This window comes from Cystobacter fuscus (genome assembly GCF_002305875.1).
GTDB lineage: Bacteria > Myxococcota > Myxococcia > Myxococcales > Myxococcaceae > Cystobacter > Cystobacter fuscus_A.
On record NZ_CP022098.1, the window covers coordinates 2,412,708 to 2,438,139 of the forward strand.

The 25,432-nt window shown below is 66.7% G+C and carries 23 protein-coding genes; 13 read left to right on the forward strand and 10 right to left on the reverse strand.

The window, feature by feature from the left end; translation table 11 throughout:
- Window positions 1-166 precede the first annotated feature (166 nt).
- The 4 genes from CYFUS_RS10005 (at window position 167) to CYFUS_RS10020 (ending at window position 3,996) form a co-directional block, all read left to right on the forward strand.
- Entirely contained in the window at window positions 167-1,033 is an 867-nt protein-coding gene (locus CYFUS_RS10005) for a response regulator (protein WP_095985015.1), read from the forward strand.
- Entirely contained in the window at window positions 1,030-2,007 is a 978-nt protein-coding gene (locus tag CYFUS_RS10010; RefSeq protein ID WP_157758369.1) for a phosphate/phosphite/phosphonate ABC transporter substrate-binding protein, read from the forward strand. Before CYFUS_RS10005 ends, CYFUS_RS10010 begins: the two co-directional genes overlap by 4 nt.
- A 17-nt stretch (window positions 2,008-2,024) precedes the next feature.
- Window positions 2,025-3,707 (forward strand): sensor histidine kinase, encoded by a 1,683-nt coding sequence (locus CYFUS_RS10015; RefSeq protein ID WP_157758370.1) that lies wholly within the window; start codon window positions 2,025-2,027, stop codon window positions 3,705-3,707.
- A 61-nt stretch (window positions 3,708-3,768) separates the two neighbouring features.
- Entirely contained in the window at window positions 3,769-3,996 is a 228-nt protein-coding gene (locus tag CYFUS_RS10020; protein WP_095985018.1) for a hypothetical protein, read from the forward strand.
- Between the two features lie 75 nt (window positions 3,997-4,071).
- Here the strand turns inward: CYFUS_RS10020 and CYFUS_RS10025 are convergent, their stop codons facing one another.
- The gene (locus CYFUS_RS10025; protein ID WP_095985019.1) at window positions 4,072-4,989 is read right to left on the reverse strand and encodes a LysR family transcriptional regulator; all 918 of its coding nucleotides are present in this window, start codon (window positions 4,987-4,989) and stop codon (window positions 4,072-4,074) included.
- Window positions 4,990-5,134: 145 nt separating this feature from the next.
- On the opposite strand from CYFUS_RS10025, the gene CYFUS_RS10030 reads away from it, so the two are divergent.
- Window positions 5,135-6,001, forward strand: coding sequence for an MBL fold metallo-hydrolase (locus CYFUS_RS10030; RefSeq protein ID WP_095985020.1), 867 nt, complete (start codon window positions 5,135-5,137; stop codon window positions 5,999-6,001).
- 176 nt (window positions 6,002-6,177) lie between these two features.
- Here CYFUS_RS10030 and CYFUS_RS10035 read toward each other — a convergent pair whose 3' ends face one another.
- The 3 genes from CYFUS_RS10035 to CYFUS_RS10045 all read right to left on the reverse strand — a co-directional run bounded on the left by CYFUS_RS10035 (window position 6,178) and on the right by CYFUS_RS10045 (window position 8,496).
- Window positions 6,178-7,194 carry an Rpn family recombination-promoting nuclease/putative transposase gene (locus CYFUS_RS10035; protein WP_095991912.1) on the reverse strand — a complete coding sequence of 339 codons (1,017 nt, stop codon included), beginning with the start codon at window positions 7,192-7,194 and terminating at the stop codon, window positions 6,178-6,180.
- Between the two features lie 186 nt (window positions 7,195-7,380).
- Window positions 7,381-7,770, reverse strand: a complete 390-nt coding sequence (locus tag CYFUS_RS10040) for a VOC family protein (RefSeq protein WP_095985021.1) — start codon at window positions 7,768-7,770, stop codon at window positions 7,381-7,383.
- A 117-nt stretch (window positions 7,771-7,887) separates the two neighbouring features.
- Window positions 7,888-8,496 carry a TetR family transcriptional regulator gene (locus CYFUS_RS10045; protein ID WP_157758371.1) on the reverse strand — a complete coding sequence of 203 codons (609 nt, stop codon included), beginning with the start codon at window positions 8,494-8,496 and terminating at the stop codon, window positions 7,888-7,890.
- A 268-nt stretch (window positions 8,497-8,764) separates the two neighbouring features.
- Here CYFUS_RS10045 and CYFUS_RS10050 point away from each other — a divergent pair, with 268 nt between their 5' ends.
- The 5 genes from CYFUS_RS10050 (at window position 8,765) to CYFUS_RS10070 (ending at window position 14,402) form a co-directional block, all read left to right on the forward strand.
- The gene (locus tag CYFUS_RS10050) at window positions 8,765-9,475 is read left to right on the forward strand and encodes a Coq4 family protein (RefSeq protein WP_095985023.1); all 711 of its coding nucleotides are present in this window, start codon (window positions 8,765-8,767) and stop codon (window positions 9,473-9,475) included.
- A gap of 35 nt (window positions 9,476-9,510) precedes the next feature.
- A complete protein-coding gene (locus tag CYFUS_RS10055; protein ID WP_095991913.1) occupies window positions 9,511-10,890 on the forward strand; it encodes a cytochrome P450 in 1,380 nt (459 codons plus the stop codon).
- 43 nt (window positions 10,891-10,933) lie between these two features.
- A complete protein-coding gene (locus tag CYFUS_RS10060; protein WP_095985024.1) occupies window positions 10,934-12,151 on the forward strand; it encodes a cytochrome P450 in 1,218 nt (405 codons plus the stop codon).
- A 155-nt stretch (window positions 12,152-12,306) separates the two neighbouring features.
- A complete protein-coding gene (locus tag CYFUS_RS10065) occupies window positions 12,307-13,647 on the forward strand; it encodes an NfeD family protein (protein WP_420042683.1) in 1,341 nt (446 codons plus the stop codon).
- Window positions 13,644-14,402, forward strand: a complete 759-nt coding sequence (locus CYFUS_RS10070; protein ID WP_095985026.1) for a slipin family protein — start codon at window positions 13,644-13,646, stop codon at window positions 14,400-14,402. The genes CYFUS_RS10065 and CYFUS_RS10070 overlap by 4 nt, the downstream gene beginning before the upstream one ends.
- 43 nt (window positions 14,403-14,445) lie before the next feature.
- On the opposite strand, the gene CYFUS_RS50500 is transcribed toward CYFUS_RS10070, so the two are convergent.
- The 4 genes from CYFUS_RS50500 to CYFUS_RS10090 form a co-directional block, all read right to left on the reverse strand.
- Window positions 14,446-14,892 (reverse strand): hypothetical protein, encoded by a 447-nt coding sequence (locus CYFUS_RS50500; protein WP_157758372.1) that lies wholly within the window; start codon window positions 14,890-14,892, stop codon window positions 14,446-14,448.
- A 32-nt stretch (window positions 14,893-14,924) separates the two neighbouring features.
- Window positions 14,925-15,401: a MarR family winged helix-turn-helix transcriptional regulator gene (locus CYFUS_RS10080; protein WP_198316526.1), complete on the reverse strand. Its 477-nt coding sequence runs from the start codon at window positions 15,399-15,401 to the stop codon at window positions 14,925-14,927.
- Between the two features lie 102 nt (window positions 15,402-15,503).
- Window positions 15,504-19,319, reverse strand: a complete 3,816-nt coding sequence (locus CYFUS_RS10085) for a beta-galactosidase (protein ID WP_198316527.1) — start codon at window positions 19,317-19,319, stop codon at window positions 15,504-15,506.
- A gap of 251 nt (window positions 19,320-19,570) precedes the next feature.
- A complete protein-coding gene (locus CYFUS_RS10090; RefSeq protein WP_095985029.1) occupies window positions 19,571-20,323 on the reverse strand; it encodes a glucose 1-dehydrogenase in 753 nt (250 codons plus the stop codon).
- A gap of 178 nt (window positions 20,324-20,501) precedes the next feature.
- On the opposite strand from CYFUS_RS10090, the gene CYFUS_RS50505 reads away from it, so the two are divergent.
- Complete coding sequence (locus CYFUS_RS50505; RefSeq protein ID WP_157758373.1) at window positions 20,502-20,957, forward strand: hypothetical protein; 456 nt, start codon at window positions 20,502-20,504, stop codon at window positions 20,955-20,957.
- A gap of 63 nt (window positions 20,958-21,020) precedes the next feature.
- Here CYFUS_RS50505 and CYFUS_RS10100 read toward each other — a convergent pair whose 3' ends face one another.
- On the reverse strand, window positions 21,021-21,902 hold the full coding sequence (locus tag CYFUS_RS10100; protein ID WP_232537480.1) for a pectate lyase: 882 nt from the start codon (window positions 21,900-21,902) through the stop codon (window positions 21,021-21,023).
- A 696-nt stretch (window positions 21,903-22,598) separates the two neighbouring features.
- Here CYFUS_RS10100 and CYFUS_RS50510 point away from each other — a divergent pair.
- Window positions 22,599-23,387 carry a hypothetical protein gene (locus tag CYFUS_RS50510; RefSeq protein ID WP_157758374.1) on the forward strand — a complete coding sequence of 263 codons (789 nt, stop codon included), beginning with the start codon at window positions 22,599-22,601 and terminating at the stop codon, window positions 23,385-23,387.
- 26 nt (window positions 23,388-23,413) lie between these two features.
- Window positions 23,414-24,211 carry a hypothetical protein gene (locus tag CYFUS_RS10105; RefSeq protein ID WP_095985031.1) on the forward strand — a complete coding sequence of 266 codons (798 nt, stop codon included), beginning with the start codon at window positions 23,414-23,416 and terminating at the stop codon, window positions 24,209-24,211.
- A gap of 131 nt (window positions 24,212-24,342) precedes the next feature.
- On the opposite strand, the gene CYFUS_RS10110 is transcribed toward CYFUS_RS10105, so the two are convergent.
- Window positions 24,343-25,338: a lipin/Ned1/Smp2 family protein gene (locus CYFUS_RS10110; protein WP_198316528.1), complete on the reverse strand. Its 996-nt coding sequence runs from the start codon at window positions 25,336-25,338 to the stop codon at window positions 24,343-24,345.
- Window positions 25,339-25,432 lie beyond the last annotated feature (94 nt).

Sequence of the window (25,432 nt, forward strand, 5' to 3'; positions counted from 1 at the left end):
GCGTCATGCGGCGCCTGGTCAGGTACGCGGGTCACACGCGGGGGGGACGGCGGGGCGCCTCCACGGCACGGGGAGATCCTTTGCATTCCGACGAGGCACGGCCATAAACTCACGGTCCCCCTCTCTCTGGTCGTCATCCGTGTCGCGCCACGCGTCTTATGCTGGGATGAGCCCCCACCCGTCCGAGAACAGGCGAATCCTCGTCGTCGACGACAATGAGGATATCCATGATGACTTCCGCCGGATCCTCGCGCCCCGCGGGGACACCTCCGACCTGGACGAGCTGGAGGCCGCGCTCCTCGGTGGGACGAGCACGGCGACACCCAGGCCGCCGACCTTCGAGCTGACGAGCGCCCACCAGGGCTCCGAGGCACTCGCGAAGGTCCAGAAGGCGCTGGCGGACGGCTCTCCCTACGCGCTCGCGTTCATCGACGTCCGGATGCCCCCGGGCTGGGATGGGGTCGAGACGCTCGCTCGCATCTGGCAGGAAGACCCGCGCCTCCAGGCCGTCATCTGCTCGGCCTACTCGGACTACTCCTGGGAGGCCATGAGCGCCCGCTTCGGCCGGACGGACCGCCTCCTCGTCCTCAAGAAACCGTTCGATCCCCTCGAGGTCCGCCAGATGGCATGCGCCCTGGTGGACAAGTGGAATCACCTCGCGCGGCCCTCGGCGCCGACGTCCCTGGCCCTCCTCCCTCTCTCCGAGGACGTCGTCCTCCTGCCGCTCCTCGGCCAGGTGGATCCAGAGCGGCTGCGACAGGTGCGGGAGGCGCTCGTGATGGGGCTGTCGAGCCGGCGTGCGCGGTTCGCCATTCTCGATGTGACGGGTGTGCCGGGTCTGGGCTCCGAACTCGCCGAGGGACTCATCGGCGCCGCGCGGGCCGTGAGTCTGGCGGGCGCCGAGCTCGTCTTGACCGGAGTGGGGCCCGAGTTCGTGCGGGCCCTGGCGCTTCTCGGAGGCGACCTGGGTGGCGTGAAGACACATTCCACGTTGCAAAGCGGCGTCGCCTTCGCCCTGGAGAAGCCCCGGTGAGTGTCCCTACGCGCAGCTCCCTTCTGCTCCTCGGCCTCGCAGGTGTCCTCGCGATCGCTGGCGGTGCCCTCCTCGGGTGGCGAACCTACGTGCCGGAGACCGCCGCCATGGCCGCCGAGCTGCCTTCCCCCTCGAGGGAACGCGCCGGGACCGCTGGCATGACCATCCGGCTCGCCATGTCCGCCGCCTTCGTCTCCGAGTCGGGGATCGGCGTCTACTCGCGGCTCGCCGAGTACCTGACGCACAAGACCGGCATCCAGACCGAGTTCATCAGTGGACTGGCCTACGGAACCATCAACAGCATGCTCGATGAGGGAACCGTGCACTGCGGTTTCATCTGCGGCCTGCCCTACGTGATGCTCCGCGACAACCCGCGGCCCGCGGTCCGGCTCATCGCCGCGCCCATCATGAAGGCCGCCCGGTATGGAGGGAAGCCCAAGTATTACTCGGACCTCATCGTCCGAAAGGACAGCCCCTACCAGTCCATCCACGACCTCGCGGGCAAGACCTATGTCTACAACGATGAAATCTCCAACTCGGGCTACAACCTGCCTCGCTACCGATTGATCCAACTTGGCCTGACGAACGGGTTCTTCGGCAAGGTGCTCCGGTCCGGCTCCCACGAGGAGTCGATCCGCATGGTCGCCGCCGGTGAGGCGGATGCGAGCTTCGTCGACAGCCTCGTGCTGGATTTCGACCGGGAGAAGGGCTTCGGGCACGCCGCGGAGGTCCGGGTCCTCGAGAGTGTGGGCCCGGCCGGCATCTGCCCGATCGTCGCCTCGAACCGGATGCCGGAGTCTATCCGGGAGTCGCTCCAGCGCACGCTGGTGACGATGCACGAGGAGCCGGAAGGGCGGAAGATCCTCGAGGAGGCACTGCTCGAGCGCTTCACCCTCGTGGACGATAGCAACTACGACGACATCCGCTCGATGCGGGAAGCCGCGGACAAGGCGGGCTTCACCCACATCCGATGATCGCCGGAGAGACACGGATGGCGAACCAGACCCGGAGGTTGCTCTGGCCCATCGCGGGGATGGTGACGCTGGGCATCGTCCTGCAGGTGTTCTCCCTGCTGGCCGTGGTGGAGATTGACGCGATCACGGACCGGAGCCGGCAGTACGTCGCGGTCGTGGCCGACCAGCGCACCACCGCCGAGCAGTTCGAGAGCGCCACCTCCCTCGCCCTCGTCGGACTGGCGACGGCCGACTGGGAACTGCTGGTGCGGCAGCGCACCACCTCCCAGGCGCTGGCGGGGCGTTTCGTGGCCGCGAACACCGCGATGCTCCAGGGAGGACAGGCGCGCACCGGTGACGTGATGGTGACGCTGCGGGGCGTTGAGGCGCCGGAGGTCCGTGAGGCACTCACCTCCGTGCGGGCGCTGTGGGAGGAGACGCACGCGGCTCATGTGCGTCTGCTCCGCTCCGACAACCACTCCCTCAAGAACAACCCCGAGGTGGAGCGTTTCCGCGCCGCGTCGTCGCAGCTGACCTTGGCACTGGGTGACGTCTCCGTGCTCCTGCAGCGTCGCGTGCAGGTGGAGAGCAGCCGGCTCACCGCCGTTCATCGCTTCACCCCGATTGGCCTCTTCCTGCTGATGCTCGGGAGCGCCATGTTCGTCATCTGGCGCATCCTCCTGCCATTCGCGGCCTCGACGGAGGAGCTCGCACGCAGCGAGGCGGCGCTACGATTGGCCCGCGACGAGCTCGAGCAGCGGGTGGCCGAGCGCACGCGGGAGCTCGCACAGACCAACGAGGCCCTGCGCCACGCGCATGATGGGCTGGAGGTCCGTGTCAAGGAGCGCACGCAGGAGCTGAAGGACGCCCAGCGCCGCGCCGTGGAGCTGGCGCGCCAGGCGGGCATGGCCGAGCTCGCCACCAACGTGCTGCACAACGTGGGCAACGTCCTCAACAGCATCAACACCTCGGCCAGCATCCTGGACGAGCGGCTGCGGACGCTCCGCGTGCAACCGCTCATCAAGCTCGCCGAGCTGCTCGAGTCGCACCGCGCGGACCTCGCGGTCTTCATGACGGAGGACGAGCGCGGGCGGCGCCTGCCCGAGTACCTCGGCAAGCTCGGGCAGCACTTGTCCTCCACGCGCGACGAACTGCTGGAGATGACGGCGGCTCTCCACCGCCATGTCGAGCACATCCGGATGATCGTCGAGCTCCAGCAGAACTACGCCATGTCCTCGAACATCTTGGAGGTGACCTCGCTGCAGGACTTGGTCGAGGACGCGCTCCGCATCAACGCGGCGGCGCTCGGGCGGCACGGCGTCGAGGTCGAGCGGCACTTCGCCCCACTGCCGCACGTGATGGTCGACAAGCACAAGCTGCTGCAGATCGTCCTGAACCTCATCAGCAACGCCAAGTACGCGGTGAATGACAATCCAGAAGGCGAGCGGCGTCTGACGCTGAGGGTCGAGCGTCCCACGGAGGACCGCGTCCAGGTGCAGGTGCGGGACAACGGCATGGGCATCGCGCCGGAGCTGCTCACGAAGATCTTCCAGCATGGGTTCACCACGCGCAAGGACGGACACGGCTTCGGGCTCCACTCATGTGCGATCGCCGCTCGTGCGCTGGGAGGCTCGCTGGTGGCCCACAGCGATGGCCCCAGGAAGGGCGCGACCTTCACGCTGGAGCTTCCCTACCGGCCCGAGGAGCAGGGCAGCGCATAACGCCGATCCTCGACCCGACCACCTTCCCCCGCCGTCGCGCGATTCGCGACGTGGCGTCAACATGGACAAGGGGCAGGTGAAGGGCGAGCGGCTCAGTCTCCTCATCGCGGGGGATGATGCGGCCGCCAAGGAGCGTGTCCTCGGCTTCGGGCGGGAGCTGGGCTTCGACCCCATCGACGCCGGGCCGCTGCGGAACTCCCGGTGGCTGGAGACGCTGGGCTACCTCAACATCCTGCTCGGCTGTGTGCAGAAGCTCGGGCCGGACATCGGCTTCCGGGTCGTTCGCTGACCGCCGGGCTGAAGTCAACCAGACGTGTCGTTGCTCGAACGGGCGGCGGGGGAAACCCCACCGCCCGTCGTGTTTTCAGCGTCGCTTCCGGCCGGCGAGATCCGCCGTCGTGGACGCGAACAGCTCCGCCAGGAAATCGATGAAGACCCTGACCTTGGGGACGGCGGACTTCTGCCGCGCGAAGAGCGCGTGAACGATGCGCGGCTCGGGCTCATGCTCCTCGAGGAGGATTTCGAGCTCGCCGCGGGCGAGCTCCGCGGCCACGTGGTACTCGAAGGTCTGGGCGATACCCAGCCCGGCGACCACGGCCCGGGTGAGCACGTTGCCCGAGCCCGCGACGAGCCTGGCGTTGACCACGTAGTTCGTCTCCCCCGAGTTTCCCTTGAGACGCCAGGGCAGGGGGCCCGTGCTCGACAGGTACGCGAGGCACGTGTGCTCGCGCAGCGAGGCGAGCGTGCGGGGACGCCCATGCGCGGCGAGGTAGGCGGGAGAAGCCACCAGGATGGAGCGCGCGCGGGCGAGGTTGCGGGAGATGAGCTCGGAATCACGCGCCGCCGCGAGGCGGATGACCACGTCCACTCCCTCGGTGGTCGGATCGATGAGTTGGTCCCGGACCGTCAAGTCGATCGACACTTCCGGGTAGCGTTCGAGGAAGCGCGGGAGCGCCGCCCCGAGGACGAAGTCCGCGATCGGCACCGGAGCGTCCACGCGCAGCCGTCCACGCGGAGTGACGCTGGCCCGCGCCAGGGTGGCATTCGCGTCCTCGAGCTCCGCGATGATGCGCGTACAACGCTCGTAGTACGCGGCCCCTTCGTCCGTGAGGCTGAGGCTGCGGGTGGTCCGGTTGATGAGCCGCACCCCCAGCCTCGCCTCCAACCGCGACACGATGCGGCTCACCCCCGACGGCGTGAGCCTCAGCTTCTCCGCCGCCCGCGTGAAGCCACCCAGGTCCACCACCCGCGTGAAGACCGCGATCTCCGAGAAGGCATCCATGCGGACCACGCTCGCGTGATTCGTGATGTAGCGTCAACAGTGCGATGATTTTCATGTCGTTTCCTTCACGGGGCTTGTCTCGCATCTTGTCAGGCGTCTCGAAGCCATCGGCTCCGGGAGTCATCCCTCATCTCAGGAGAACGCCATGAAACTCACCCTTCCAATGTTTGCCATTTCCCTCACCCTCGCGACCACGGTCCAGGCCGCCGCGCCGCTCAAGACCGAGGTCTTCACCGCGGCTCCCGAGGGTTTTCGCGTCACGTCCACCCTCATCACGGGGGAGCAGGACGCGGTGCTCGTCGACTCGCAGTTCACACTGGCGGAGGCGCACCGGCTGGTCGCGAAGATCCTCGAGTCGAAGAAGACGCTGAAGACGATCCTGATCACCCATGGACACCCGGACCACTACTTCGGCCTCGAGGTGGTGCGCGCCGCCTTCCCCCAGGCGCGGCTCGTCGCCGCACCCGCTGTCATCGCGGAGCTCAAGGCGCTCGCGCCGAAGCAGCTCGCGCAGTGGAAGCCGCTCTTCGGCGCCAATCTCACCTCCGAGCCGGTGATTCCGTCCCCGCTCGCGGCGGACCATCTGGAGCTGGAGGGGCAGCGACTCGAACTCATCGGCCTGAACCCCGGTGAGAGCGAGGCGGCCACGGCGGTGTGGATTCCTTCTACCCGGACGCTCATCGCGGGGGATACGGCCTACCAGCAGGTCCATGCGTATCTCGTGAACGCGGACGCCACGTGGCGGGCACAGTGGCTCAAGAACATCGAGCAGCTCGACAAGCGTGGCGCCACTACGGTCATCCCGGGCCACCGGGCGGAGAAGGCGGCCCTGGGCCCCGCGGCCCTGCGTGAGACGGCGGCCTACATCCGCGACTTCGAGGCCTCGCTCGTGGCGGCCAAGGACGTGGACGGCCTCAAGCGCCCCGTGCTCGCGAAGTACAGCGCGTTCGAACTCCCCATCATCCTCGACTTCAGCGCGCAGGCGGCGATTGCGGGGAAGGCGAAGCGCTGATCCTTGAACACCCAGGCCGCGCTGACCGGACTACCGGACGGCGCGGCCTTGCAGTCCATTGAGATGACCATGCGAAAAGCGGCGTTTGGGGCCGCCTGCGCTCTGTGATTGTTTCTGTCGGCCGGCCAGGCGATGGCCGCGCCTGCCTTGTCAGAGGCACGCGAGCGGAGGCCGTGTCACGAGTCCTTTCGCCGAGGCGCGTGTGCTCCGACGTCCAGCAACTCGGACAGGGTCGTGGCCTGGAGGGCCCGGTCGAACCAGCTGTCGAGCGTGTCCATGTCCGTGCAGTCGAGGATGCGCTGCCGGGCTCCTTCCTCCACGTGAATCCCCCGGAGGGTGAGAATCCGTAGGATGTCCTCGGCACGTCCTCGGCTCATCCCCTGCTGACGTCCCTGCTCGATGAGTTCCTCGCCATAGCTCCGCATCAACTCCTCCGCGCGTTGCTCGTCCTGGACTGAATGTAGCACCTGACCTGTAACGTTGTGGACGGCCTTGTCCCCGGTCCACAGCAGGTAACGGATGACCACCCGCAGATGTTCGGCGCCCTCTGGCGCCGCCTGGACCTGGGCGAAGAGGCCTACCCACTCGGGCAGCTTTCTCGCCAGTTCCTCAGTACGTCCGTAGCGCAGCACCAACCACGCCAGCCGGGCCAGCGCAGGCCCGGGTCGTGCTTTCAACGCCTCTTCCCGTTCGGCTGTCAGGTCATCGAGCAGGTACTCGAAGCGCGGCACCCAGGCTCGCCAGCGCGCCCGCTCCTCCTCGCTCTCCCCCGGCAGCTCGAACAGGTCCTCCACCCGCCGCGGTGCGCTCCAGGCCCCCTCGGGCCCGTGGTACATCACCAGCGGGAGGATGACGGGCAACCCCGAGCACTCCGGGTGTTCCTGACGCCAGCGCTCCACCTGACGCACCACGTAGCGCAGCATCCTCAGAGCCATCCACTTGTCCACCGAGGACTGGTGCTCCAGCAGTACGTACAGCAGCAGCGGGCGGCCCGAGCGCAGGCGGGCGGTGAAGAGCAGGTCGCTCTCCGTTTCTCGCAGCTCCGGGTCCACCACGCTGCCGGGCTCCAGGCGCAGACTCGACCAGTCCACCGCGGAGACGAGCTGGGCGGGCAGGACGGCACGCAACTCGGCCTCGGCCCGCTCGGGGCGGCCAAAGGTATAGCGGGCGAAGAGATCATGAGGACCGGGCATGGCGCACGGTGCCTTCAGCACGGAGCGGGCCAGGAGCTCCCTGGAGGGAGTCAACAGGCCGTGGACGTCCGTGTCCGCCCCCCTTCGTCTCCTGGGCGAGATGCCCTTCTCCCGGGAGCGGTCTCCAACGGGCTCGCCCGAGTCGTACGAATCATCTCTACAAATCGTCTGACACCTTCTCCAGGCTCACACGGTGATTTCGATGCGGTTGCCGTCGGGGTCGAGCACGACGCATTCGTAGTAGCCGTCCCCCGTCTGCCGGGGGCCATCCACCACGGGGAGCCCGTTTTGGCGGAAGCGCTCGGCCATGGCGTCCACCTCCTCGCGCGAGCCCACCGAGAGCGCCAGGTGTGCATAGCCGGTGGGTGGCGTGTCGGCGTTGCCGCTCGCGTCCACCAGAAGGGGCTTCGCCATGAGTTCCAGGCGCGCGCCCGAGGCGAAGCTCAGGAAGTACGAGGAGAAGCGCTTGCGCTCGTTGACGTACCGAGGCCCCGCGCTGGCCTGGAAATACGTCTCGTAGAACGAGCGGAGCCGCTCGAGGTCCCGCGTCCAGATGGCGATGTGTTCGATGCGCATGGACTCATCCTACCGGGAGCCGTCCTGATCCAGCGGCACCCATTCCTACGCCGTGGCCCTGGCATGTCGTGCGCTTCATCTCCAAGCGCGGCCGCGCGCGGGGAACTGGAGGACTGCCTACCTGCGTCCCTGGCGGGATCGCTGGGGTGGCGGGCGTCTCACGGGCTGGCGTCCGCCCGCGGGCTCCTCGAACAGGGTCGGGCCGAGCAACTCGAGGCACTCGGCGAGAACCTTGCTCGCGTCGCGCTTGCGCCCCGCGGAGAACGGCTGCTCCATCGCGAGGCGTCCCGCGGTGGCCAGGACGGCGCCGGCCAGGCGCGCCCGCTGCGAGTCCGGGGAGAGACCCAGCCGCTCGGCGACGACGCGCGCGAGCGCGACCTCCGCGTCGGTGAGGATCTGCAGCCACACCGCGCGGAAACTCTCCGTCTCGTTCACCACGGAGAGGAAGTTCTCCCAGTTCAGGGTGTTCTCCTGCGCGAGGCTCTGGCTGAGCGCCTCCTCCATCGTCTCGCGCAGGGGCTTGTCTCGGGGGGCGGCGCGCATGTCGGAGACGATGCGCGCGAGCGACGCGTCGACGACCGGGCGGATGGCGTCCTCCTTCCGGGGGAAGTACCGGTAGAAGGTCCGCTCGGACAGGCCCGCGTGGGCCGCGAGTTCCTTGACGGAGAAGTCGCTCGTGCGCTCCCGCAGGAACAGGTCGATGACGGCGCGCGAGGCCTCGAGCATCGCCTGGTCGCGCCCCTCGCGCGGTTCGAGGGTGAGGCGCGGATGCTCCCGGTCCGCACCTGCGGCCGGTCGTTCCTGTGGGCGAGGACTCACTCGCTGGGGCATGGCGTGGAGCCTAACAAGTCGTGGCGGGAACTGTCTCCTGGCCCGTCGCGCACCCATCCCCACCCTGACGCATGTGGCGGTTTCTGCCAGTTCCGTGGCATAAACTGCCACGAAGTCCAGGTGCCTTCATGGGGCACCTGCCTGTCATCAGCGGAGAATCGAGATGAACTTCAGCTCACCCACCTCACGCATCGAAGACGGCCTCTTCCTGCCCGAAGGCGCATCCCTGTTCACCCGCCTGCGGGTGGCGGTCCGGGCACTGAAGGTCCTCGAGAAGCGCCCCGATGACGGCATCGCGGCGCCGTTGTTCAACGCGAGCCTCGACGGCGACGTCTTCCAGCGGCTCTGCTCGGAGCTGGCGAAGAGCGAGGACGGCCGGGAGTTGCTCGCCGCTCGCCCCAGCCTCCAGGGTCGCAGCATCGACCTCGATGCGCTCGGCCGGCTCCCGGCTGGGACGCTCGGGAACGCGTTCGCCCGCTACTTCTCGGACAACGGCATCCACCCGTTCGAGAGCCCGTACGAGGTCCGCAACGACGTGGACTACCTCGTCAAGTGGTACCGGGAGACGCATGACCTTCACCACGTGGTGACCGGCTACGCGACGGACGCCGTCGGCGAGATGGAGCTCCAGGCCTTCGTGGCCGGCAACCTTGGACTCCGCACGAGCGTCCTCATCCTCCTGTTCGCCGCGGTGCTTCGGCCGCATGGCCTCCCTCCTTTCTGGAAGTACGCGCGAAGGCTGCGCGCGGCGTACCGGCGGGGCCAGCGGTCCGAGAAGCTTGTCCGCATCCGGTACGACCACTTTTGGGCGGCGACGGTCGAGGTGGTGCGCCAGCGGCTCAGGATTCCCTCTTCGACCCCGGCCCGCGCGTGAGCCGTGCTGAACCCCTCTCCAAGGACTCCACGACCATGAATCCAGCACTCGCCATCGACACGCCTCGCCCCCTCAAGGAGTACGCCCCCTCCACCCTCGAGCTGCTCAAGGCGATCCGGCGAGAGGGGTTTCTCGGCTGGATGACGAACACCTGGCGCCAGCATGGGGATCTGCTCCGCATCCGGATGGGCTCGCAGTCGCTCGTGCTGGTGACCCACCCGGACCACGTGCGCCACGTCAACGTCACGCGCCGCGAGAGCTACGACAAGGGCGAGAGCTACGACGTCCTCCGCGAGCTGCTGCTCGGCAATGGCATCGTCACCGCCACCGGGGAGGACTGGCGCTGGCAGCGCAGGCTCATGGCGCCGTTCTTCACCCCTCGTGGCGTGGAGAAGTTCTATCCCATCTTCCTCTCCGACACGCAGCAGCTCATCGAGCGCTGGCGGTCCCAGCTCCAGGGCTCCGGCCGCCCTGTCGAGATGCTCGACGAGATGATGCGGGTCACCGCCTCCGTCATCCTCCACTCGGTCTTCAGCACCGAGTCGGACGAGGCCCTGCTGCGCATCAAGAACTCGATCGAGACGATGGTTTCCCACATCTCGGAAACGGGGATGCGCCCCGTCCAGGTGCCCCAGTGGGTGCCCACCCCCGGGAACCTGCGGTTCCGCCGGGCCCATAAGCTCGTGACGGCCTACATCCGCGAGCTCATCGCGCGGCGCCGGGCCATCCCCACCGAGCAGTGGCCGGATGATCTGCTGACGAAGATGATGACGATCCGGGACGAGGAGACGGGGAGGCTCATGGCGGAGCAGCTCCTCATCGACAACGGCCTGACCATGTTCGCCGCCGGGCATGAGACCACGGCGCGGACGCTCTCGTTCTTGTGGTACGCGCTGTCCCAGAACCCGGAGGTGGAGCGGCGGCTGCACGTCGAGCTGGACTCGGTGCTGGGCGACGCGCCTCCGACGCTCAACGACTTGAAGAAGCTCCCCTACACCCTCCAGGTCGTGAAGGAGGTCCTCCGGCTCTATCCGGCCGCGCCGATGTACGCCCGTGACGCCGTTGCCGACGACGAGCTCGATGGGGTCCGCATCCCGGCCGGCACGAGGATGATTGTCTTCTCCTACGGCACCCACCGGCACCCGGCGTTCTGGGACGAGCCGGAGCGCTTCGATCCCGACCGCTGGTTGCCCGAGCGCGAGGCCGCGCGCCATGCGCACGCCTACCACCCGTTCGCCGCCGGACCGCGCATCTGTCTGGGCAATAATTTCTCCCTGCTCGAGACACACGTGATGGCGGCGATGCTCGCACGCCGCTTCAAGCTGCGCCTGAAGCCCGGCCACGTGCCGCGAATCGACATGTTCGGCACCCTCGGCTCGAGCAACGGCTTGCCGATGCTGATCGAGGCGCGGTGAGCCCCTCCGTCACCGTTTCTCCAACACCCAGAGAGGTTCGACCATGAATGCCTTCAACGGACAGAAGTTGGACAAGATCCCCGCGCACGTTCCGCCGGAGCTGGTCTACGAGTACGACATCGCCGGGGATCCGCGGGTGCTCGAGGATCCGCACGCCCGGATGCGCTCCCTCATCCTCGAGGCCCCTCCCATCTTCTTTTCCCCGTTCAATGGGGGCCATTGGTTCGTGACCCGGAAGAAGGCCATCGTGGACATCACGATGAACCCGGAGGTCTACAGCAGCAAGAACCCGGGGGAACACGGCAAGGAAGCAACGGGGGGCTTGTCGCTGTTGCCCATCTCGGTGGATCCGCCGCAGCACACCCTGTACCGGACCCCGCTCAACCAGCCGCTGTCAGCCAAATCCGTTGCCGGACTGGAGACGGCGATCCGGGCCATGACGAACGAGCTCATCGACAAGGTGCTCGCCGCGGGACGCTGCGACTTCCTCCCGGACATCGCCGAGCCGCTGCCCGTCACGTTGTTCCTGAAGCTGGCCGGCATGCCGACCAATCGCCTGGCCGAGTTCCGTGAGCTGGCCTTGCAGGCGGCGTCCGCCACGGTGGAGCCCGCGACTCGCGCGGAGACGTTCAAACGCATCGCGGGAATCCTGGCGGAGACCATCGAGGCCCGGCAGGAGAAGCGCGAGGATGACCTGATCAGCCGGCTGCTCGACGCGAACCTCGACGGCCGCAACCCCACGTTCCAGGAGATGATGGGCTACAGCATCCTCCTGTTCCTCGGGGGGCTGGACACGGTGGTGAATGCCCTGTGCTTTGGTGTCCGGCACCTGGCGCGCGATCAGGAGTTGCAGGCGAAGCTTCGGGCCGACCCCAGCCTGCTGCCCGGAGCCATCGAGGAGCTGCTGCGGCTCTATGGTATTGCGTCCATTCCCCGGCACGTGACGCGCGACACGGTCTGCCATGGCGTCCAGTTCAAGCAGGGTGACGCGCTGTTGTTGCTCCTGCCCGCGGCCAACTACGACGACACGGCGTTCCCCAACCCCGAGCAGTTCATCCTGGGCCGGACGGAGCAGCACATGACGTTCAATACGGGTCCGCACCGGTGCGTCGGCCTGAACCTGGCCCGTCTGGAGATGAAGGTGTTCTACCAGGAGTGGTTGAAGCGCGTGCCGCCGTTCCGGCTGGACCCCCAGGCCCCGCCGCGGTTCTCGGGTGGCTTCGCTCTGGCCCTCACGAGCCTGCCGCTGAGCTGGGCATAGGGAGAGAACACACGGGCGGGCCGCGGTGTAGAACAAGAGACGCTGGCCCCTGGGGGGAGTGCGCGGCTGGATGGATGGCCTTCGGGGAGGGGCGACACCGTGGGGCGCGGTGGCCAGATGTTCCATGTGGATGATGGGACACGGGGACCGGCGCCATGAGCGAGTCTGGGCATTCGGTGTGGAGGGTGCTCGTGCTGGGGATGGTGATGCTCTGCCAGGCAACCAGCCATGCGGATGCTCCTCCGCCAGCCATGGTCTCCCGCTGCGTCCTGGAGGGCACGGTGGATGCTGGCTCCAGTGCCTTCCTCGTCGATTGTGTCCGCCGCGCGCAGCAGGCCGGTCATCAGGCCCTGCTCGTCCGGCTCGACACTCCCGGCGGAGAGCTCGAGTCCACCCGCGACATCGTCCGTGCCTTCCTGGGAGCCCGCGTCCCCGTCCTCGTGTGGGTTGGCCCCTCCGGCGCCCGGGCTGGCAGTGCCGGAGTCTTCATCACCCTGGCCTCCCACCTCGCGGGCATGGCGCCCGGCACCAACATCGGCGCCGCCCACCCCGTCTCCGGCCTCTCCGGGCAGGACCCCGAACAGAGCGGAGGCAAGGAGATGGCCCGGAAGATCGAGAACGACGCCGTCGCCTTCGTCGAGTCCATCGCCAGACAGCGCGGCCGCAATGCCGAGTGGGCCATCAGCGCCGTCCGTCAGAGCGAGAGCGTCTCCGCCGAGAAGGCCCTCGAGCTCCACGTCATCGAGCACGTTGCCCCCACCGAGGAGGCCTTTCTCCAGTGGGCCGATGGCCGTTCCGTCACCGTCGCCGACTCCCCCGTCACGTTGCGCACCGCCAACGCCTGGCTCGTGGAGCTGGAACCCTCCTTTTCCCAGCGCGTCCTCCACGCCCTCGCCCAGCCGGCCGTCGTCTACATCCTCTTCCTCCTCGCGGGTCTCGGCTTCGCCGTGGAGTTCACCCACCCCGGCCTCTTCGCCCCCGGCCTCGTCGGCGTGGTGTGCCTCGTGTTGGCCCTGCTCGCCTCCTCGGCCCTGCCCGTGCGCGCTGGCGCCATCGTGCTGCTGCTGCTGGGGGTCGCCCTGCTCGTGGCCGAGCTCTTCGTCACCAGCGGCCTGCTCGGCGCCGCCGGCCTTGGGCTGCTCGTGCTCGGCGGCGTGTTCCTGGTGGATCGTTTCGATCCGGAGTGGTTCCTCGACAGCCCGCCGAGGGTTCCCCTGTCCACGCTGCTACCCACCGCCGTCTTCGTCGCCGGGGCGGCTGTCTATCTCGCCTTTCGTGCCGCCGAGACCCGCCGCCAACCCCAGTTGGGTGGAGACCTGGGCCTCGTCGGCGAGGTGGGTCGGACGCTCGACACCGTCTCGCCCTCCGGCGGCGCGGTGTTCGTCCATGGCGAGCGCTGGTCCGCTGTCTCCTCCACCCCCCTTCCTGCTGGCGCCCGCGTGGTGGTGCGCCGGGTGGAGGGGCTCATCCTGTTCGTCGATGAGGTCAAGACATGAACGACATCTATGGCGCTCTTGGGTTGATCATTCCCCTGGGCATCTTCGTGCTCGCCTTCCTCTCCGGCGCTCGCATCGTGAATGAGTATGAGAACGGCGTCGTCTTCCGGCTTGGCCGCTTCGTGGGCATCAAGCGCGCCGGCTTCCGGTGGATCATCCCCTTCGTCGAGCGCATCGTCATCATCGACCTGCGCACCGTCGCGCGTGACGTGCCTCCCCAGGACGTCATCACCAAGGACAACGTCAGCGTGAAGGTGAACGCCGTCGTCTACTTCCGCGTCATCCACGCCGACAAGGCGGTGCTCCAGGTGGAGGACTACCTCTACGCCACCAGCCAGCTCTCCCAGACCACCCTTCGCGCCATCCTCGGCCAGGTCGAGCTGGACCAGCTGCTCTCCGAACGCGAGCGCGTCAACCGGGAGATCCAGAAGGTGCTGGATGCCCACACCGACCCATGGGGCATCAAGGTCTCCAACGTGGAGGTGAAGCACATCGATCTGCCGGTGGAGATGCAGCGCGCCATCGCCCGGCAGGCGGAGGCCGAGCGCGAGCGCCGCGCCAAGATCATCGCCGCCGAGGGTGAGCATCAGGCCGCCGAGAAGCTCAGCCTGGCCGCCGAGGTGCTCAACCGCAATCCCATCACCCTCCAACTGCGCTACCTGCAGACGCTGGTGGAAATCACCGGAGGAGGCAATCAGACCATCATTCCCATCCCCCTGGACCTGATGCGCGCGCTCGACCTCACGCGGAAGTGACGGATGGCTCAGGCCGACGCAGGTCACCGTCAGGCCGGCCCATTCACGCGAGGAGCAACAAGACGCACGCCACGGCATTGGCGGCCATCAACACGAAGTCCGTCAGGAAGATGAAGGACATGGTGCCGCGCATCACGGGCCAGAGTTCTTCGCGCAGACGCCGCTTCCGTGTCTCGACCCGGACGTTGCCCGCGAACTGACTGCCGTGGCCCACGGTGAACACCGCCGCGAACACCGCCTGTTGTTCGGGCTGGGGAAACACCGAGCTACACAGGAGCAGCAGCGCCGCGAACACGGTCATCGCGAGATTCATCCCCCCGAGGAACGGCAGGGTGGCCGCGAGTGTTGGATACAAGGGAGACCCTCGCGCTGACGGGTGCACGAGCAGTCTGGCGGAGGCCTGGGGGGTCAGCCCGAAGTAACAAGCACCCGCGCCGAACCACAGCACGTTCAACACGAGCACGGCCTTGAAGAAAACAAATATCCCCATGGCCCACAAGGTAACGGTGTCCCGGGCTCAGGTCAACGTTGTTGACCTGTGTTGGAGTCACCTTCACCGCTCCGCGCGATCGCCGCCATGACCGCGGACCAGGCGTCTCGACCGCTGTGCCCGACGTGCTCGAACGCTCGCCGCATCACTTCCCGCTCGTGGCTGGACGCCCGGTGCTCAACCGCCTGTCCGGCGGGGGTGAGCGCCAGGATCTTGTAGCGATGACGAGACGGATCCCGCTCCGTCACCACATAGCCGCCGTCAATCAATTGCTTCATCGGGCGGTGCAGTGCTTGTTTCGTGACGCCCAGGGTCTCGAGCAGGTCCGTGATGGTGATGCCCTCGCGGCGGGCGATGGCATAGAGAATGCGGTGATGCACCCGGGAGAGCCCGAGCGTGGCCAGGTATTGGTCGGCCTCACGCGTCATGCCGCGCCAGCCGAAATACATCGCCTCCAGCGCATCATCCAAGGGGTGAAGCCTTCTCAGTCCCCTCTCGTTGGTCTTCACGGTGTGATGTGTCCTGTGGGTGCCCAGGTGGGCGTGGGGAACGCCAGGACGGCGGCCCCACACGGGGCCGCCGTGGCTCTCTTCTTCAGAGCATGTACCACCTCATGGGCTGGTGCAGCCGGTGACCTTCGCCGAGGCCCAATCCGCATGGTCCTTGCCGTTGCTCCCGAGGTCGTCGACGACCAGGCGCAACTGGGTCACGCCCGTGACATCGACGCTCACGGGCAGTGGCGCGCTGCTCCCCGTCACGGTCGGGGATTTCCACAAGGACTTGCCGTCCCCGAGGACCTCGAACGTGACATCTCCCCGGTCTCCGACCTCGTCGTCCACGCCGACGATCGCGGTGAAGGACGCGCAGCCCCTCAGGGTCACCGTGACGGACGAATCCGCGTGCGTGCCGAGGCCCTTGGCGTGCTCGGTGCCGCCCACCGTGAGCGGACGCCCGTCCCCGGCCGCCTGCTCCCCGTTGGACATGTCTCGCTCCACGGGGCCCCAGCCGTTGGTGCTGGCGTCGAAGGTCATGTCGCTGATCCACTGCTCGCCGGCCACCGGCGGAGGAACCGGACGGCCGACGAAGCGAACGTCGCTGGACGAGCGGGCCGCGTTGCCCTGCGTGTAGGTGGCCGTTGCCCGCAGCAGCGCGGGCGGAGACGCCGGCGTGCGGCCCGTGGAGGGGACCGTGACCTTCCAGGACGCGATGCCGTCGGGGGTGGTACCCGTCGGCTCGGACGTCCAGCCGCTCGGGACCTCCAGGGTGAATTGCACCCCCGTGGCCGCTGGCTCCCCCGAGGGAACCTCCAACCGCGCGGTGGCCGTGAAGGACGCACCATCCTCGGCCTCCGCGGGCAGCGCGAGCCGCACCGTGGTCGCCCGTTGCTCGGCGTAGCGCACCGGCGCGTACGAGGGTCTCTCCACGTCACGAACCACGAGCCCCGTCACGGCGTTCGCCTTCGTCACGAATTCCACCGGGCCCGGTCCCGCGCCGTCGTCGCTCCACACCGCGAGCGCGAGCGTGTTCTTCCCGCGATGGCGCAGGATGCCCTGGGGTAGCGAGAAGTCTCGCTGGGGACCGACGTCATTGACGTACTGACCCAGGTTGTAGCCGTTGACGAAGATCAACGCGCGGTACTTCGGAGTCGTCTCTCCGCCGAAGCGCAGCGCGATGGGGATGTCCTGTCCCTCGGGGAGTTCGAGCTGGACCTCCGTGCGATACCAATGCAGGCCCGGGGCCACCGTTGCTTGCGGCAGGGTGGCGGACTCCCACGTCTCGTCGGGGAAGCCCGGCAGGGTGTAGCCGGCCCGCTCTCCGTGCAGTCCTCCATTGTTCTGGGGCCCGGTCAGTGGCTCGACGAGGCTCTCGCCGCCGCGTACGCCCTGGAGGCGCCAGGAGATCACGGACCCGGAACCCATCATCTTCGCCGCGAGCAGACCCCGGGGATTCTTGTGCCCGTCGTTGCTGCCACCGTCCTCGTTGTGCCCCATGTTGCGCACCAGCACGGAGAGCTGGTTCTCCTGCCCCGGTTTGAGCAGCCCGCTGGGGAAGGGGATGTCCTTGCTCGAGTTCTGCGCCTGGGGGCTCGTGCGCACCGTGCCGAGGTAGGTGCCGTTGAGCCAGACGGCCCAGGCTCCCGCCTTGCCGGTGCCCGCGGTCAGTGAGATGCCCGTCTCGTCGCCGACGGCCTGGAAGCGCCCGCGATACCAGACGTCTCCATAGTGGAACCCGTAATCGTCGGCGTAGAGGACGGGCAGGGTGGAGGGCTTCGTCGGGTTGTTCGTCGTCGTATGCGCGGCGACGAGCCATGCCGAGTCATCGAAGGAGGGAGCCGCCTCGGGCTGATCCACGGTGTGCTTCCAGGAGGTCAGCGAGGGCAGTGTCACCGGCTGGGGACCGGTCACGGAGAGGACCTTCGTGCCGTACTCCGTCTCCGACCAGGTCTGCTCGCCACGGTTCCAGGTGAGCTGACAGAACGGAGCACCCGCCCAGATTTCGATGTCCGCCGCCGCGCTGACGTCGCCCACCAGCCGGAGGGCGGCGTCATCCTGCTGGACCTCGCGGATCAACTGTGCGCCGCGGACGAGCACCGGGCCGCGTGCGGTGTGGGCCGTCCAGAAGGTCGAAGCGGTGTCGCTGTCGGCGAGCAGGAGCTCCAGCGGTGCGCGACCTTCCTCGGTGACGTGGACCCGGGCGAGTCCGTCCGCGGACCAGTTGAGGCGCAGGTCGTTCTTCGTGCTGTCCCACGTGGAGGTGACGCCGCCGGAGAGCACCTGGACGGAGGGCTCCGCCGTGTAGCGCAACACCAGCTCCGCGGCCTCGCCCTTGCGCGTGTGGAGCACGGCGACGTCCCGCTCGCCGATGCGCTGGTGCGTATAGATTTCAGCGGTGGAATAGACGAGTCGCTGTGCGCCCAGGTCGTATCCGGCGACGAGGATCTTGTAGTCCTGGCCATTGATCGTCAGCGCCGTGTCCGCTTGCTGGGGCACGGTGTAGTCGCCGTCGGAGACCTGTACCCGCAGCGTGGTGTCCTGGCGCGAGACCGACTTGATGTTCTCCTGCCGCACGAAGAAGAACCGCGCCCCGGTGACGGGATTGACGTCTCCATCGACGTGGAGCTCGGGGTTGCCGTGTTCCACCTGCTCCGGAAGGTTGTCGAGCTGGCGCAGGTCCGCGACGGCATCGACGAGGTAGCCCTGCTGCTTCAGCGGAGGAATCTTGTTCGTCTGCTGGCGGTACTCGTCGAAGGCCGCGTGGTAGTCATACGACGTGTAGACGACGTTGGGGTCCGCCTGCCAGCCCCAGTTCGTCCCGCCGTAGAGCATGTAGAGGTTCTGGAGCGTGAAGTGGTTGTTGATGTTGTTGCCGTAGGTGATGCGCTCGAACGTGGGCCCGTACGCGTCGCGGTTGTCCTCGTACAGCTTGCCTCCCCAGGGTTGGAACCACCCGCCCTGGAACTCCGCCCAGAAGAACGGCCGGTCCTCGACACCACACCGGGGGGGCGTGAACTTCTCGCCATGGCGGAGGAACTCGTAATCCGTGACGGAGGTGCCCGGGTAGGTGTCGGTGGCGTAGAGGTCGGGCGCCCCCTTACCGCACGCCCAGCGCAGCTCACGGCCCTTGTCGTTGTGGAAGAGGGGAACCGTGATGCCATCCGCGCGGACGGCGGCCTTGAGCTCCTCCATGTAGTTCTGCGCGGTACCATCCGTCCGGTCGTACTCGTTCTCGATCTGGTAGAGAATCACCGAGCCGCCGCCGTCGGTGAGCTGGTGGCGGGCGAGGATCGGGTTGATCGCGTCGAAGTACTGCTCCCATGCGGCCTGGTAGTCGTCGGCATCGCTGCGGGCGCGCCCGGCCTGGGTCTGGAGCCAGCCGGGGAAGCCACCGGAGTCGACCTCGGCGTTGATGTACGGACCGGGCCGGGCAATGACATAGAGGCCGACCTCTTCGGCGATGTCGAGCAACTGCTCGACGTCCCGCACGGAGCTGAAGTCATACACTCCGGGTGCTGACGAGTGGTACGCCCAGCTGAAGTAGAAGGAGACCGCGTTCATGCCGATCGCCTTGTACTTCTGGAGCATGTCCCGCCAGAGGTCGGGGTTGGGCAGCCGGAAAGGGTGGAACTCGCCGGACCAGATGTACTCGCGCTTGCCATCGATCATCAGCGAGTACTTGTCGTAGGTGATTTGATGGGGCTTGCCATCACCGAAGGCCTCGACCGCCGCCCCATACACGGGCACGCCCGCGCCAGGAGGGCTCGCCGGGGCCTCGCCTCCGCAGGTGGGCGGCTGGGGTTCGGGCGGTGGCTTCGGGGGCTTGTCACAGGACAGCGAGGCCACTGACAGCGCCGCCACCCACGAGGCCATCATGGTTCCGCCCAGCCAGCGTGTCCTTCGGGAGGTCCGTCCGCCTGCCTGCTGCTTCATGTGCGATCCTTCTCCCGCCGATGTCCTCGATGAATTGACATACGGCGTCATGATGCCGTGGCTTTGATTCCAAGCCACCATACACCACGGCTCGCCGGACGATTGACTCCCACCCATCGGTGACACCCAAGCGTCGGACCTTGGACTTCACCGCGGGCCTCGATTCATACGGCCATGCCGTTGTCGGGTTCACCCCGGTGCCGAGCCGCTCCTGGAGTGCGGCCAGGCCTTCACTGGCCTGGCCGCGTGCCCTACCGGGCCGTATACCCGCCGTCGATGGTGAGCGCCGTGCCGGTGATGTACGTCGCCCAGTCGGACAGCAGGAACAGCACGGGCCGGGCCACCTCCTCCGAGCGGGCCGAGCGCTGCATGGGCACGCCCGAGATGAAGGCATTGAAGACCGGATCTCCATGCTCCAGGTGGCTCCAGAGCTCCGTCTCGATCGGGCCGGGCAGCACCGCGTTCACGCGGATGCCCTCCGTCGCGTAGTCGAGCGCCGCGGCCTTGGTCATGCCCAGCAGCGCATGCTTGGCCGACACATAGGCGCCGAAGGTGGGCCCCGCCACGTGCGAGAGGATGGAGGCGCAGTTGACGATGGCGCCGCCGCCGCTCTTCTTCATGGCGGGGATTTCATGGCGCATGCAGAGCAGGGCGGAGTCCAGGTTGACCGACATGAGCTGGCGGTACTCGGCCGGCGGGATGTCGGCGAGCTTGCCGAGAGGGCCGGGGATGCCGGCGTTGTTGAAGGCGCCATCCAGTCTGCCGTACTCGGCGACGGTGCGCGTGACGAGCGCCTCGACCTCGGCCTCCCGCGTCACGTCCGTGCGGACGAAGAGCGCCTGACCTCCCTGGGCGCGGATGCGGCCCACTACCTCCTCACCCTTGTCGACGCGGCGTCCCGCGACCACCACCCGGGCTCCCTGTCGGGCCGCCTCCACTGCGGTGGCGGAACCAATGCCAGACGTGGCGCCGGTGACGATGATGACCTTGTTCTCGAGCAGCATGGCTTCCCCCTCCCATGGCGCGGAGCCACGGAAAGGGGCTTCCCGGCGCCTGGGGGGAGGGATGCTGGGCGGCGGGGCCCACATGTGTCAAGTCGCGAACATCCGGGTTGGGAATCAGTGATAGAGGGGTCCCCTGGCTTCGTGCACGCACTCGCGCGTGCCTTGCTCGAGGAGACTCATGCACTCACGTTCTTTCGCTCGTACATTCCTCGCGATGGCAGGTGTTGCCCTGGCCTCATGTGGAGAGCCGGCCTCGGAGCAGATTTCTCCCCTGGACTGCACCACCGATACCGGTATCTCCCAGATTCCCACGTTGGTACCGGCGCCCGCGGGTTACTCCGTGAAGTACGAGGTCATCGGAAGCGGAGCGGGCACGATCACGAAAATCATCTACCGCGACGGTACTACCACTCCGGTGGTCGTGGAGAATCCGGTCTTGCCCTGGACGGAGACCGTCATCCTCTATCCCGACATGGATGTGGGGATCGGAATGGAGGGCTCGGTGTCCAACGGACGCTTCGAGTTGAAGTACAACGGCACGTTGAACGCCGCGTCGGGAGGCAGCAGCGGCGCCCAGGTGTCGGGGAGCAAGGTGTGTGAGCAGCAGTTCCGCTCGAGCACGAGCGGGAACTGACTGCCCCGCTGAGGGAGCCCTGACGGAAACCCCTCGGGGCCCTCCCTCCTCACCCGGTGGTCATCACCAGCTCTGCACGTTGCTCTGGCTCAGGCGGCAGGTCGGGGTGTTCCACTGGCTCTTGCCATCGTTGACCTTCGTCGACTCGCCGTTGTGATCCGTGACGCCGATGTACTCCGTGCAGATCTTCGGCTTGTCCTTCGAGGCGTTGTAGCCGCCCTTGACGAAGAGGTTGGTGATCGCGACGGTGTCGCCGTAGTTCTGGTTCGCACCCGCGAGGGCCGTCTTGACGTTCTCGACCTTGACGTTGTCGAGGATGAGGTTGCGCGGACCGCCGTTGGCCGTGCAGTCACCGCAGGAGCGCCAGAGCTTCCCGAAGTCACTGATGTAGGAGTTCTTGATGACGGTCTTGGAGTTGCCCTTGGCGTTGTGCTGGAAGACCTTGTCGCTGGCGTGCAGGGCGATGACATGGTTGAGCGTCATCGTCGCCCCGTCCTTGCTGTTCGTCGCCGCGTCCTCGCAGATATCCTCCCAGTAGACGTATTCGAGCGTGCAGTTGCCCAGACAAACGATTCCATTACCGCCGTAGGTTCCGCCCGCGATGATGAGGTTCTTGACCGTCACTCCGTCCTCGACCTCGAACACCGTCAGCTGGCCTTCGCCGTCACACGACTTGGTGCTGTTCACACCGATCTTCTTGTTGGCGAAGTCGTAGGTATTCGATCCACCGTTGGCGGCATTCTTCAACCGGGTCGTGCTGCTCCTGAGCTCGCCAGCAGATCCGTTGCTGGGCGTCGGGATGGTGGTCGCGATGGTCTCCAGCGCGCCGGTCTGCTCGCTCAGGAGTTCCTCTTCCGCCGTCATTCCTCCGTCCAGGCACCCGGTTCCGAAAACTCCCACGGCGAGCAGCAGGGCAGGGGTACGCAGTGTCTTGGGGGTGAACATGCTTTGGTTCTCCTTGGTGGTCCGGCGATTTGAACTCATGACGCATCCGGCCAATTCACACGCGCAGTGAACTGCGCGGTGCCCTTGGCCGAGGGGCACTTTCTTCGTGGAGGGTTTAGTATAACGTTTAACCTCGAAATTCAAGGACAAGTCGCCTTCGTTGATTTGCTGGTGATCTCGCATTGGTGGAGATTTACTTTTTCAGGGCTGCTGTCGAGCTGATTACGCAAAGCGTCACAGCACGCTGATAACGGCAGCCATGGCGCCGCCGGAAATGTATTCGCTTGTCCGGACCTGTAATCCCAGGGACATACAGGTGGGGGCTGTCATGCCTGCTCGGAGGGCTCGCACGAAGAGTGCGTCTCTTGTCGACGTGTAATGGCATCTGTGCCGCACCTGCTCAGGTCGTGTAGGAAGGTGCTCGTGCGTGTCTTCGTCTGGTGTGGGTCCCTGTCCAGGAGCGCTCGGGCTGGGGCGGCCCTGTGGTTCACCGCAGTGCTCGCGGGCTGCGCCTCGACCTCTGGTGAACGGGCTTCTTCAGCCTGGAGTCAGGTGCCACCGTTCAGGGCGACGCAGGCTTCCGCTCCGTCTCCACGGCTCTTGTTGGTCATGAGCGATGGGCTGGTAACGGGCGGACAGCCCGCAGACCCCACGGTCCAGGGCTACGAGGTTCCTGGCCGGAATCCGCATTCTCGAATGCCCTGGGAGTTCTTCTTGGGCAATGCTTCGCACCGGCTGGTTGCCTTCATGTACAGCGTCAATCACCCGCGAAGCATCGCCTATTACAATACCAAGTCAATCAAACTCATCCTTGATGAAACGGAACTGGGAGACTCGTCCCTCTTGCGAGAGGATGAGAGTGCTCTGCGGCCAGACATCACCGATGTTTCCCTCCGGAGCCTTTTCGAAATCAAACCCTGGGGCGAACAGGCTCTCCGGGAAGGTCGCGAAGAGGCTCGCAGGTATCTTGCCGCATTGAACCGAACCATCTTGAACGGAAGGCGGTTCATGGGGGGCACCAATTTCCAGGGTGAGATCCTCGTTCGTTTCGCGAGAGGGCAATACATCTGGCGGCTGGAATGGAACAGCCCAGAACCCGGAGTCACCCAATACAGGTGGACGCGCAGCCAACAACCATTTGAATCCGAGGCTGCGGCGTTCGAAGCCGCGCAATGGGTGGAACTCACTGAACAAGAACTGCGGCAGTACGGTGGATGGGTAGGTCAGGCCGTGGACGGAATGGTCAACCGACGTGAGAAGCTCGCGACCGTCAGCGGAACCGTGGGAATGGTCATCGACCTCGTTGGAGGAGTCGCGACGACAATTTTGTGGAGAGCGCTTCTAGGCCGGATGAGCACGGGATCGGGTTCCCAGCAACCACCAGCAGAGGGAGGTGGCCAGGTCATTCCCTTCCCGGCGCGGCCCTCACCCACCGCGCTCCCAGGTCGGGTTCCAGCCGCCGCTGGCATGTCCCTTCCTCGCTGAGGGGTTGCTTTGCTAGGACGCGCACCATGACGCCAGGACAGTCCACTTCACTGCAACTGCCGTCGTTCCTCCATGGCTCCTTCCGCTCGGTGCAGCAGAAGACGCGCGCGGAGGGACTGCGGTGTGGAGCGCAGTACCAAGGGGGAGGAACCTTTCCTGCACCTCGGAGGATGCTGGAGGTCCCCGAGGGCGGAATAGTGGTGGCGCACGATGTGGTGGACTTCCAACGAGAGCGCCCGGCCTGGCGGCTATATATGATGTCGCATGTCATGGGGGCCCTGGCCTCGGAAGGTCAGAAACCGTTTCCCGTGAGGCATGCCTACGAAGCGTTCTTCCGAGAGACGGCTTGGGGGGCCCTGTTCTTCGCGACGACGCACATGGGCGCGGTGAGCGCGGAGCGCACGGCGCAACGCCTTCAGGCGGTGCTGCGTTTCTGGGAGCCGCTCCAGTGCGCGAGCTATCTCTTCAAGAGACCGGGGGCAGCTCATACGCTCGAGGAGTTGATGGTCGCTGCTTGTGACTGGGCCATGGATGTGTGGTGCCCGGTGCGACATTCCTCGGTACGCGTTCGCCTGGAAATGGCGGCGGAGCGCATGGCGAGGGCGACGCGGGAGGACTGTATCGAGGCCATCTTCCGGGAGATGCCTCGGGCTCTCGCTCATGCCGGTCATTTGAAGCACAGGGAACTGGTGGCCGACCCTGCCTTCCAACGCGAGCACCTCGCCACGCTCGACTCATGGTCTTTCGAACGGGTGTCTGGTGCACGCACGGGAGATCTGATCAGCTTGTTGCACGATTGGGATCATGAACTCGGCCCACGATAGGTGCTGGGTTGGTCAGCCCCTTCCGTGCAACGTGCGCATCAATGCGCGAACGGGTGCCGTGGTCGCCGGAACATCCGAGGGGCTGTATTTCCCCCGGATGTTGGCCCTTGTCCGGCGTGGTGGTTTCCCGGTTAGCGGGGAGTGCACCCGGCGCCGGGCGTGGAGGCCACGACCGTGTTCAGGTGCTGGAGATAGTCGTTGCGGATGGGCATGGTGCCCTCACTTCCCGCGTGCTCGCCGATGATAAAGGTCTCGGACTTGGGCAGGCCCACGGCCGCGTAGGCGCCGATGTCCGTGGTCGCGTTGCCGTACACGCGGACGATGTCGAGCCCGACATCCTCGAGCAGGTAGGTGAGGTAATCGGTCTTGTATTGCTGGGTGTCCGGCGGGATGGGACCGTCCCCATAGGGATTGGTGTGCACGTGCCCCTCCAGCAGGCCCTGGTAGTCAATCCACTCGCGCGTGTCCTTGGCCACCCAGTAGGGCCGGGCCGTCAGGTAGATGATCTGGTAGCCCAGGGCCGCGTAGCTGTTCACCACCTCGACCGCGTGCGCGTAGGCCTGGGCCGTGCTGACACCCAGGTAGTCGCCCACCGCTTCGAAGTCATTGAGCGTCAAGGTTCCATCGATGTCGAACAGGACGCTCTTCCGGCCCGGTTCCACCACGGAGACGAAGCCGGTGGCCGAGCTGAGATCGCCCTCGACGATCATCTTCACCCGGTACTCGCCCACCGGGCGGGTGAGGGGCACGTAGACCTTGCCATCCGTGTCCGTGCGGTACTTGCCGACGTACTCCCAACCCGGCGTGAGGGTTCCCATGAGGTAGACATGGACGTCCTCGTCCTCGAGGTCCTTGTGGAAGACGCCGCCGTAGTCGAACTTGCCCACGACCGTGGCCGGGGTTCCCACGGGGACGAGCTGGTCATGCACCATGTGGTAGGGCGGATTCGTCCAGGACAGGATCTGATTGCCCGAGTGCCGGAAGCTTTTGCGCGCCGGGCCCTGGAGCGCCGGGGGATTGGCGACCGAGGCATAGTCCGGGCAGGTGAGCTGCGCGGACGCGGAAGAGGGAATGGCACTCAGAATCCAGAGCATCAACGCCAACGGCTGGGTCACGGTTCGTGTCATGAGGAACTCCTGGGTTGGGGGGGCTGGCTCGAGCGGAATGGGGGCCGCCCGAGGCCGGTCCGCCTCATACCCCTCGACGCGGGCGGACGTCCCC